Source organism: Pseudoxanthobacter sp. (genome assembly GCF_036822375.1).
In the GTDB taxonomy this organism is placed as follows: Bacteria; Pseudomonadota; Alphaproteobacteria; order Rhizobiales; family Segnochrobactraceae; genus Pseudoxanthobacter.
The window spans coordinates 1-10890 of the sequence record NZ_DAISHT010000116.1; the positions used below are offsets into that span (position 1 = coordinate 1).

General features: G+C 70.1%; 6 protein-coding genes. 3 read left to right on the top strand and 3 right to left on the bottom strand.

Going from position 1 to position 10890, the window contains the following annotated elements; all coding sequences use genetic code 11:
- The first annotated feature begins 4 nt into the window (after positions 1-4).
- The 3 genes from V7067_RS11490 (at position 5) to V7067_RS11500 (ending at position 7309) form a co-directional block, all read left to right on the top strand.
- A complete protein-coding gene (locus V7067_RS11490) occupies positions 5-3262 on the top strand; it encodes a DNA translocase FtsK (RefSeq protein WP_334176048.1) in 3258 nt (1085 codons plus the stop codon).
- A gap of 82 nt (positions 3263-3344) precedes the next feature.
- Positions 3345-6485 (top strand): UvrD-helicase domain-containing protein, encoded by a 3141-nt coding sequence (locus V7067_RS11495; RefSeq protein ID WP_334176044.1) that lies wholly within the window; start codon positions 3345-3347, stop codon positions 6483-6485.
- Positions 6486-6568: 83 nt separating this feature from the next.
- Positions 6569-7309 (top strand): MBL fold metallo-hydrolase, encoded by a 741-nt coding sequence (locus tag V7067_RS11500; RefSeq protein WP_334176049.1) that lies wholly within the window; start codon positions 6569-6571, stop codon positions 7307-7309.
- Between the two features lie 54 nt (positions 7310-7363).
- On the opposite strand, the gene V7067_RS11505 is transcribed toward V7067_RS11500, so the two are convergent.
- From V7067_RS11505 to V7067_RS11515, 3 genes are all read right to left on the bottom strand, one after another.
- Positions 7364-7906, bottom strand: coding sequence for a hydrolase (locus tag V7067_RS11505; RefSeq protein ID WP_334176045.1), 543 nt, complete (start codon positions 7904-7906; stop codon positions 7364-7366).
- A gap of 39 nt (positions 7907-7945) precedes the next feature.
- Entirely contained in the window at positions 7946-9100 is a 1155-nt protein-coding gene (locus tag V7067_RS11510) for a linear amide C-N hydrolase (RefSeq protein ID WP_334176046.1), read from the bottom strand.
- Between the two features lie 197 nt (positions 9101-9297).
- On the bottom strand, positions 9298-10890 hold a 1593-nt coding region (locus tag V7067_RS11515; RefSeq protein WP_334176047.1), incomplete at its 5' end, for a cation acetate symporter.

The following is a 10890-nucleotide window of genomic DNA, read 5'->3' on the forward strand; positions in this document are numbered from 1 at the left end:
CGGCATGATGGCCGAAACCGCGGAACAGGCGGCGGCCGGCGAATGGCTGCCGGCCCCGGCCGACGCGGGCCTGCCGGAAGAGCGCGTTGCAGAAGGCGCGCCTGCCGGCCCCGGCGCGGCTGCCGCGCCGGACGAGGCGGCACCGGAAGCCGTCGTGGTGCCGCAGACGGTGGCGATGACCGGAGCCTTCTGGCAGATGGCCCGGCCCCTGCACGCGGAGCACACCGACGACGAGGCGACCGTCATCGGCGATGCGGGGCCGCAGACGGATGATTTCACGGACGATCTCGCCGGGGACGCCGCCGGCACCGACGCCCCGGCCGGCGATGCGGTCTGGCACGACCGGATGGCGTGGTCCGACGACGGGGCCGGACATGACGGCGCCGGACACGACCGGGCCGGACATGGGGCCGGACATGGGGCCGGCGCGCCCTGTGCCGGGGAGGCTCCGCACGACGAGCTGCAGCATGACGAGCCGCAGCACGGCGAGGCCCTGCACGACGAAGCCCTGCACGACGCGGCTTTCGACGGCCCTGAATCGGGCAGCGACTGGCCTGAGGACGAAGCGGGGCCGGACGACGGGCGGCATGACGAGGTACTGCAAGCCGAGGTACTGCAAGCCGAGGCACTGCAAGCGGAGGCGCTGCGTGACGAGACGCTGCTTGACGGGGGCGACTGGCACCGCGCGGCCGTCACGGCCGCCGGCGATGCGGTGTGGCCGCCGGCCGGCGAACTGACGCTGCCGGAGACGTTCGCCGACACCGTGCCGCCGCGGCTGGCTGCGCTCACCGGTGTGTTCGTGCTCGGGGCCGCCGGCTTCGCCGGTCGGGCAGCGCCGGATCAGGACCTGCTGCCGCCGTTGTCCGGCATGCCCCTGCTGGCGGACGATCTGCCGGCGGACGATCTGCCGGACGAGGAGGCGTCGTGGTCCGCTTCAGCGGATGAGACGGTCGCGCAGCCGGACGGGGACGGCGATTTCGTTGTCGACGAACCCGTCAGCGAAGAACCCGAAGATGACACGGCTGTAGGCGATGTCGCTGCCGTCGATCTGCACGGCGATATGGGGCAGGGCGACGGGGTGGCGGACGATGGGCTGCCGGATCTGCCGTCTGCCGGCGAAGACCTGTCCGACGGGGCGATGGCTGCTGATGGCCTGCCGTGGGCCGCTGTCGACGACGACGACGGTCCCGCGGCCGGGGATGGCCTGACCGCCGCCCCCGATGACGAGCGCACCGATGATGAGTGCACCGCCGGCGAGGGTCCGGCACAGGAGGCCTGCGCGGCGGAGCCCGGCGCCGTGGCCGGGGTGTGGCCGCACGAGGACGAGGATGCCGGGCCGGCGCTTGCCGGCGACGACGAGCCGGAACTTCCGGCGGCGGACGAGGGCGACGGGCCGGCGTGGCCGGATGAGGACGGCTCACCCGCCCTGCCGGTGACCGGCGATGCGGCTGAGTCGCAGCCGCCGGTTCCGGCCGGCGAGGGCGATGGGGCGGTCCTGCCGGCGGTGGCGGAAGCCGGCCTGCTGGCAGTGCCGCCGGTGGCCGTGTTCCGCCCGGTGTCCGTTGCCGGGCTCGGCAGCCTGAAGATGTCGGCGACGTTCAGCTGGCAGACCTATCCGGTGGTGCCGGGGGCGATGGCGCTGCCCGCTGTGCCGGCCGTGCCCGCACCGCTGCCCGCGGCTGCGGATGTCGGGGGCGCGGCAGCGGATGACGAGGCGACGGCTGCTGCTGCCCGGCCGGCGCACTATGAGCTGCCGCCGCTCGACCTCCTGTGCGAGCCGCCGCAGCTTGAACCCGATTTCGAGCTTTCCGAGGCCTTCCTCGATCAGAACTCCAGCGCCCTGCAGCAGGTGCTGCGCGATTTCGGCGTGCGCGGCGAGGTGATCGACGCCAACCCGGGACCGGTGGTGACCCTCTACGAGTTCGAGCCGGCGCCGGGCGTCAAATCGAGCCGCGTCATCGGGCTTGCCGACGATATCGCGCGTTCCATGAGCGCCGTTTCCACCCGCGTGGCGGTGATCCCGGGGCGCAACGTCATCGGCATCGAACTGCCCAACCGGCGGCGCGATACCGTGTGGCTGCGCGAACTGCTGGCGAGCCACGAATACACTGAAACCCGCGGCCGCCTCGGCATCTGCCTCGGCAAGACCATCGGCGGCGAACCGCTCGTCACCGATCTCGCGCGCATGCCGCACCTGCTGGTGGCCGGCACCACCGGCTCGGGCAAGTCGGTGGCCATCAACACCATGATTCTCAGCCTGCTCTACCGCTATTCGCCGGAGCAGTGCCGCCTGATCATGATCGATCCGAAGATGCTGGAACTCTCGGTCTACGAGGGCATTCCGCACCTGCTGACGCCGGTCGTCACCGACCCGAAGAAGGCCATCGTGGCGCTGAAGTGGGCGGTGCGCGAAATGGAGGAGCGCTATCGCAAGATGGCCCGCCTCGCCGTGCGCAACATCGACGGCTACAATACCCGCATGGCCGAGGCGCGGGCCCGCGGCGAGACCATCACCCGGCAGGTGCAGGTCGGCTTCGATAAGGAAAGCGGCGAGGCACTGTTCGAAGAACAGGAAATGGACCTGTCGCCGCTGCCCTACATCGTCATCGTCGTCGACGAGATGGCCGACCTGATGATGGTGGCCGGCAAGGACATTGAAAGTGCCATCCAGCGTCTGGCGCAGATGGCGCGCGCTGCCGGCATCCACCTCGTCATGGCCACCCAGCGCCCGTCGGTGGATGTCATCACCGGCACCATCAAGGCCAACTTCCCGACGCGCATTTCGTTTCAGGTGACGAGCAAGATCGACAGCCGCACCATTCTGGGCGAGATGGGCGCCGAAACGCTGCTGGGGCAGGGCGACATGCTGTTCATGGCCGCCGGCGGGCGCATCACCCGCGTGCACGGCGCCTTCGTCTCCGACACCGAGGTCGAGCACGTCGTGGCCTTCCTGAAGACGCAGGGCGGGCCGGAATATCTGGAAGAAGTGGTGCTGGAGGAGGAGGCCGAAGGGCCGCCGGAGGCCGAGGAGGCGGTGTTCGACAAGAGCCCGCTGGGCGAGACTTCCAGCGATCTCTACGAGCAGGCGGTGGCCATTGTGCTGCGCGACCGCAAGGCCTCCACGTCCTACATCCAGCGCCGCCTGCAGGTGGGCTACAACCGCGCCGCAAGCCTGATGGAGCGCATGGAGCAGGAAGGCATCGTCGGCCCGGCCAACCACGCCGGCAAGCGCGAGATCCTGCAGACAGCGCGCAGCTACTGAGGCGGGCGGCGCGCCCCGCCCGGCCGTTTGCTGCTATAAGGGGCGGGTTCTTCCCGCCCCGCCCGGCAGCCTGCGGTGCTCCATGTCCTTCCCGGCCGACCCGTCGTTCTGCGCCGACCTGCACGTCCACTCGAAATATTCCCGCGCCACCAGCCGCGATCTCGATCTGGAGCATCTGGCGTGGTGGGCGGCGCGCAAGGGCATCCGGGTGGTCGGCACCGGCGATTGCGTGCATCCGCACTGGCTGGCCGAAATCCGCGACAAGCTGGTGGCCGAGGGCAACGGCCTTTTCCGCCTGCGAGCGGATATCACGCAGGCCGTGTTCGCCACCCTGCCGCCGGCCTGCCGGCAGCCGGTGTCGTTCATGCTCTCCACCGAGATCTCGACGATCTACAAGAAGGGCGACAAGACCCGGAAGATCCATCACCTGATCTATCTGTCGGGCCTTGAGGCCGCCGACCGGCTGGCGGGCAGCCTTGGCCGCATCGGCAACATCGCCTCCGACGGGCGGCCCATCCTCGGTCTCGATTCGCGCGATCTTCTGGAAATCGCGCTGGACTCCGCCCCCGATTCCTATCTGGTGCCGGCCCATATCTGGACCCCGTGGTTCGCCGCGCTCGGCTCGCAGTCGGGCTTCGATTCCATTGCCGAGTGCTATGGCGATCTCGCCCCTCACATCTTCGCGGTGGAGACCGGGCTTTCCTCCGATCCGGCGATGAACTGGCGGGTGTCGTTTCTCGACCGCTACCGGCTCACCTCCAGTTCCGATGCCCACTCGCCGGGCAAGCTCGGGCGCGAGGCGACGCGCTTTTCCTGCGCGGCGGATTATGCCGCCATCCGCCGGGCGCTGGAGACCGGCGAGGGCTATGGCGGCACGGTGGAGTTCTTCCCCGAGGAGGGCAAATACCATCTGGACGGCCACCGCGCCTGCGGCGTGCGCCTCGACCCGAAGGAGACGCTGGCGCTCGACGGCCGCTGTCCGGTGTGCGGCGGGCGGGTGACGGTGGGCGTGGCGCACCGGGTGGGGATGCTGGCCGACCGCAGCGAGGCCGCGGCCCGCCCGCCGCACACCGCCGGCCCGGTCGCAAGCCTCGTGCCGCTGCCGGAGATCCTCTCCGAGATCGTCGGCAGCGGTGTCGCCTCCGGCGCGGTGATGCGGGCCTATGACCGCACAGGCGCTCTTCTGGGGCCGGAGCTGAGCCTGCTCGGCGAGGTGCCGGTGGAGGATATCGCCCGCGTCGATCCGCTGATGGGCGAGGCGGTTGCGCGGCTGCGGGCCGGCCACGTCATCCGGCAGGCGGGCTATGACGGCGAATATGGCGTCATCCGGCTGTTTCAGGACGGCGAACTGGCCCGCCGCACGAAGGGCGACCTGCTGTTTGAGGCGCCGGTTTCGCGCCGCGCCCGCCCGAAGGCGACGCCGCCTGCGCAGAACACCGCGCCGGGTATCGGGACAGACACCGCCGCAGACCCCGCGCTGCCGCCGGCCGCCGCGGCGGCTGCCGGTGTTCTTCATGGTGTTCTTGCCGGGCTCGATGCCGATCAGGCGGCGGCGGCCGTCGCACCGGCGCCGCTGATGGTGCTGGCGGGGCCGGGGGCCGGCAAAACGCGGATGCTGACCTGCCGCCTCGCCCGGCTGGTGCTGGAATGTGGCGTGCCGGCCCCGGCGTGCCTCGCGGTGACCTTCACCCGCAAAGCGACCGACGAACTGCGCGCCCGCCTTGCGGCGCTTCTCGGCCGGCAGGCGACGGCCCTTGCGGTGCACAGCTTCCATTCGCTGGGGCTTGCCATCCTGCGCGCGGAAAGTGGCCGCGCCGGCCTTGCCGCGGATTTCCGCGTTGCCACGCCGGAGGAACGCCGCCCGGCGCTGGCCGCCGCGCTGGGGCTGAGCGAGGCGAAGGCCGCCACGCTGCTGAAGGCCGTTTCGGTGCTGAAGCGCACCGGGGCGGCCGGCGGCGCGCAGGAAGAGGCCGCCCGCGCCGCGCTGGAGGCCATCGGCCGGGAGACGAACAGCCTCGACTTCGACGATCTCGTCTGCCGCGCCGTGGCGCTGCTGGAAGGCGACGACGCGGTTGCGGCCCGATGGCGGGCGCGCTTTGCCCACATCGTCGCCGACGAATTTCAGGATGTCGACGAGATGCAGTACCGGCTGCTGCGCACGCTGGCTGGGCCGGAAGGCCGGCTCTGCGTCATCGGCGATCCCGATCAGGCGATCTACGGTTTTCGCGGTGCCGATGCCGGCTGTTTCGATCGCTTCCGCGCCGATTATCCGCACGGGGCCACGCTGCGCCTTGCCCGCAACTATCGCTCCACGGCCACCATCGTGGCGGCGGCAGCGGCCTTTTCCGGCGCGGGCGCGGCGTGCGCCATGCGGCCGGCCGGGGCGCCGGTGACCGTCCATGCCGCCGCCGACGAACGGGCGGAGGCCGATTATGTGGCTGCTGCCACAGAGGCGCTCATCGGCGGTCACGATATGCTCGCCGCCGCTCGCACCCGCCCGGCCGGCGGCGCGGCGCCGGCGGCCCTCGGCTTTGCCGATATTGCCGTGCTGTGCCGGACCGATGCGGAAACGGCGGCGCTGCGGGCGGCCTTCGACCGCGCCGGCATTCCCCACCAGAAAAGCACGCCGGCGCCGCTCTCCGGCCATCCGGGCGTGGTGGCCCTGCTGGCGGCCGCAGGCGCGGCGGGCGCACCCGCGAACGGCCCCGGCCTTGCGCAGGCCGCGGAGGCCGCCCGCCGGGCGGGGGCGGATGCCGCGGCTGTGGCGCAGGCCCGCGGCTGGCTTGAGGCCCTTGCGGCGCGGCCCTCCGTTGCCGGCGATCCGGCCCGCCTTGCCGACGAAATCGCGCTTGCAACCGAAGCCGATTTCCGCGATCCGCGTGCCGACCGGGTGTCGCTGTTCACCATGCACGCCGCCAAGGGGCTGGAATTTGCCGTGGTGTTCGTGACCGGGCTTGAGGCCGGGCTCGTGCCGTTTGCGTGGGACGGGGCCGGCGACGGCGACCCGGCGGCACAGGCCGGGGAGCGCCGGCTGTTCTATGTGGCGATGACGCGGGCCCGCGACCGGCTGTTTCTGACCCGCGCCGCCCAGCGCTTCCGGCACGGCGCGGTGCGCGCGCGGCCACCTTCGCCATTCCTCGGTGCGCTGCCGGCCGCCCATGTCGCCGGCTCCGGCCGCCCGGCCGGTCCGTCGCCGGGGCCGCGCCAGCTCAGTCTGTTCTGACCGGCCGGCACAGAGACCGCCGGGCAAAATTGCCGGGCAAGAATGCCGGGCCTTACAGGGAGTAACACGCCGTGACGGCACGCATGACCATTGAGGCCGGTCTCTGGTACGAGACGCAGCAGAAGGCCGATGGCATCACCCTTGTCCACGAGCCGTGGATCCGGCCGTTCTATCGCTGCAACATGTGGCATGTGACGGGGCGCGACCGCGACCTCCTGCTCGATACCGGCCTCGGTGTCGTGCCGCTGCGCCGCCATGTGCCGCGCCTCACCGGCCGGCCGCTGGTGTGCGTGGCAAGCCACACGCATTTCGACCACATCGGCGCCCACCATGAATTCGCGGATCGCTGCGTGCACTGCGCGGAGGCGGCAATCCTCGCCGATCCGCGGCCGGACCAGACCGTTTCGGATCGTTATGCCACCGACGAGATGTTTGACGGCTTTCCGCCGGGCTGGGATGCCGCGACCTTCCGGGTGCCGCCGGCGCCGGCAACCCGCTTGCTTGAGGACGGCGATGTCATCGATCTGGGCGACCGGGCGTTCGAGGTCATCCACACGCCCGGCCATTCGCCGGGCGGCATCGCGCTGTGGGAAGCGGCGACGCGCACGCTGCTGTCCGGCGATATCGTCTATGACGGTCCGCTGATCGACGATGCCTGGCACTCCTGCCCGGACGACTACGTCGCCTCGCTGGAGCGGCTGTTGCGGCTGCCGGTGAAAACGGTCCATGGCGGACACTTCGCCAGTTTCGGCCGCGCGCGGCTGGAGGCGCTGGCGGGCGACTACATCGCCGGGCGCCGCCGCGCCGGCTGCCATCTGGCCTGAGGCCCGCCCGCCGCGGGACATCGGCGGGCAGGCGGGGCAGGCAGGCGGGCCGGTTCAGCGGATGAGCCGGCTCATGAGCCTGAAGCTCGGGTGCGCGGCGGTGCGCAGCAGCTCGAACAGCACCATCTCGGTGGAGACGATGTGCGCCCCCGCCGCCGCCATGCGCTCCAGCGCCAGTGCGCGGTTGTGGGGGGCGCGCGAGGTGACGGCGTCCGCCACCACGAAGGTGGAGAGCCCGGCGGCCCGCAGCTCCAGCACCGTCTGCAGCACGCAGACATGGGTCTCGATGCCGGTGACCACGATCTGGGCCTCGAAGTCCTCTGTCAGCTTTTCGCGGATGGCCGGATCGCCGAGGCAGGAGAACGCGATTTTCTCCATCACCGGCACGTCGGGCATCAGCGCGCTGAGCGAGGCGATGGTGGGGCCGAGGCCCTTGCGATATTGCTCGGTGATGAGCCGCGGCAGGCTGAGTTCGCCGGCCAGCCGGGCGAGCAGGCCGATATTGTGCTCCACCGGCGCGAAATCGTGCATCGACGGGATCAGCTTTTCCTGAACGTCGACGACCAGCAGCCGGGCGCGGGCGGGATCGATGAGCATGGGGTTTCCTCCTTGTCGGCGTTCTTTGCCGGTCCGGGTCTAGAGCCCGGTGCCGGCTGCCAGCGGCACGAACGGTTCTGCCGGCTGGAAGGCGCCGGCGGCCTCGCCCGCCACCACTCGGCCGCCGGTCAGCGTCAGCCGGCGCGCCGGCTGGCCGGCGGCGAAGTCGAGCTTGTCGAGCGAAACCCAGAAAGTATCGGGCGTGGTGGCGGAATCGAAGAAATAGACGCGGTTTTTCTGGTCGGAGACCGTGCGCCAGATGGTCGACGACACATTGGGCCGGTCGGGCGTGGTGATGCCCAGCGGCACGGAGACGTTGCGCATCACGGCCATCACGCTCGCCGCCGCCTGATTGACGAGGGCGCCGCCGGGAACGGCGCCGATATAGTTCGTCGCGACGCCCTTGGGGATGGCGTTGATATAGAAGGCGGCGCGGGCGAAGCGGTCCTCCGGCCGGTTGGTGCCGGGCAGGAACGAGAGCCCGCCGACCTGCTGCCAGTAGGTGTTGATGGCGAGCTGGTCGTCATAGCGCGGCTCGTTGGTCATCACCTGATATTGCCGGCCGTGATGGATGACGAGCTTGCCGTCGATATATTCGAAAATGGCGGAATCGCCGCTGGCATCGGAGACCGACAGGTGCAGCTGCGCCACCGCGCCGCTCGGCAGGCGGCCGGTTTCCACCCGGAAGCTCTCCGTCGAGAGCGCCTTCACCACCTCGTCGACGGTGGCGAAATTGTCCAGCGCATATTGCAGCCACATCGCCAGCGACAGCACCGGGCGGCCATCCGGCTTGGGATAGACCGAGCCGGTGAGGAACAGCAGGTTGGCGACGAGGCCCTTCTCGTTCATGCCGTCGGATGCGCCGATGTCGTAGGCGGAGGCGATGACACTGCCATATTTCGAGGTCCACTGCGGGGTGCCGGGGCCGCCGGCGCCATCGCGCTTCATGCCCCGCGGAAACGCCCACAGGTTGGTGCGCATGTCCTCCTTCCAGTCCATGGTGCGGCCGGTGATGACGTTGCCGTCATCGCCCTGATAGAGCGCGCGCGAGCAGGCGAGCGCAGCCGGCGCCGGCAGCAGCATGGCGGCGGCCATCAGCAGCGCAAGAGGACGCAGCGCAAGAGGACGCAGTGAAAGGGGGCGGGCGGCGCGCTGCAGCGCGGCAGCCGGACGGGAGCGGACGGAAACAGACATCGTGGCCTCCTTGCGGCGGTGCCCTGAGCGCAGGTGCAGGGCCGTCGGCACCACACTATCCCGCCGTCTCCGGGGCCGCACGATGATCGGCGACAACACCGGCGCATTTTCCCGTGAGCGAAACGGGCGTGGAAAAACGCACACCGCCGCCCCGGAGGCCGGGGCGGCGGTGCATTTTTTCAGGATGGCAGCCGGGATCAGTGGCTGGAGGCCGCCGCGGCGCCGAGGCCGGTTTCGGAGCGGATGAACTGATCGCGGTAGCCGCTCTTGTCTTCCACAGCACGGGCCGAACGGTCGGTGATGGAGAAGAACCAGATGCCGATGAAGGCGATCGCCATGGAGAACAGGGTATACTGCTCGTAGGGGAAGATCGGCTTCGCGAAACCCAGCACCGCAACCCACACCGCCGGGCCGAGCACCACGCAGCCGACCGCGGTGATGAGGCCGAGGAAGCCGCCGATGAAGGCGCCGCGGCTGGTCATGTTCTTCCAGAAGATCGACATGAACAGCACGGGGAAGTTGACCGACGCGGCGAGGCCGAAGGCGAGGCCCACCATGAAGGCGATGTTCTGGTTCTCGAACGCCAGACCCAGCACGATGGCCAGCACGCCGAGCACGAGAGTGGCGATGCGCGAGACCTTCATCTCCTGCTTCTCGGTCGCCTTGCCGCCCTTGAAGACGCGGGCATAGAGATCGTGCGACACCGCCGAGGCGCCGGCCAGCGCCAGCCCGGAGACCACCGCCAGAATGGTGGCGAAGGCCACGGCCGAGATGAAGCCGAGGAACACGTTGCCGCCCACGGCCTGCGACAGGTGGATCGCCGCCATGTTGCCGCCGCCGAGGATCTTGCCGGCCGCGTCGAGATATTCCGGGTTGGTGCCGACGATGGTGATGGCCGCAAAGCCGATCATGACGGCGAGGATGAAGAAGTAGGCGATGAAACCGGTGGCATAGAACACCGACTTGCGGGCCGCCTTCGCATCCGGAACGGTGAAGAAGCGCATCAGGATGTGGGGCAGGCCGGCCGGACCGCACATCAGTGCCAGACCGAGCGAGATGGCGGTGATCGGGTCGGAGATGGAGACCGACGGCTTCAGGATCGCCTCGTGCAGCGGGTTGTTCTGCAGGCCGGCCTCAAGCAGCGCGCTCGGGCTGAAGCCGAAGTGCCACAGCGAAAGCCCCACCAGCACGGTGCAGCCGCCGAGCAGCAGCACGGCCTTGGTGATCTGCACCCACGTGGTGGCCAGCATGCCGCCGAAGGTGACGTAGAGCATCATCAGCACGCCGACGAGCACCACCGCATAGGCATAGTCGAGGCCGAACAGCAGCTGGATCAGCTTGCCGGCACCCACCATCTGCGCGATCAGGTAGAACACCACCACCGCCAGCGCGCCCACCGCCGCCAGCGAGCGGATGAGCGTCTGGTCGAGACGGTAGGAGGCCACGTCGGCGAAGGTGAAGCGGCCGAGATTGCGCAGGCGCTCGGCGATCATGAACAGGATCAGCGGCCAGCCGACCGTCCAGCCGACGGTGTAGAACAGGCCGTCCACGCCCTTGGCGAACACCATGCCCGACACGCCGAGGAAGGCGGCCGCTGACATGTAGTCGCCGGCGATGGCAAGGCCGTTCTGGAAGCCGGTGATGCCGCCGCCGGCGGTATAGAAGTCCGAGGCGGAGCGGGTCTGCCGGGCAGCCCAGTAGGTGAGGCCGAGGGTGGCGCCCACGAACACGAGGAACATCACGATGGCGGTGACGTTGACCGGCTGCTTCTGCACGGCGCCCTGAATGGC

Excerpts from the sequence above, each read along its gene's own strand:
- V7067_RS11490 (WP_334176048.1), top strand. The coding sequence starts at position 5 with ATGATGGCCGAAACCGCGGAACAGGCGGCGGCCGGCGAATGGCTGCCG.
- V7067_RS11495 (WP_334176044.1), top strand. The coding sequence starts at position 3,345 with ATGTCCTTCCCGGCCGACCCGTCGTTCTGCGCCGACCTGCACGTCCAC.
- V7067_RS11500 (WP_334176049.1), top strand. The coding sequence starts at position 6,569 with ATGACCATTGAGGCCGGTCTCTGGTACGAGACGCAGCAGAAGGCCGAT.
- V7067_RS11505 (WP_334176045.1), bottom strand. The coding sequence starts at position 7,906 with ATGCTCATCGATCCCGCCCGCGCCCGGCTGCTGGTCGTCGACGTTCAG.
- V7067_RS11510 (WP_334176046.1), bottom strand. The coding sequence starts at position 9,100 with ATGTCTGTTTCCGTCCGCTCCCGTCCGGCTGCCGCGCTGCAGCGCGCC.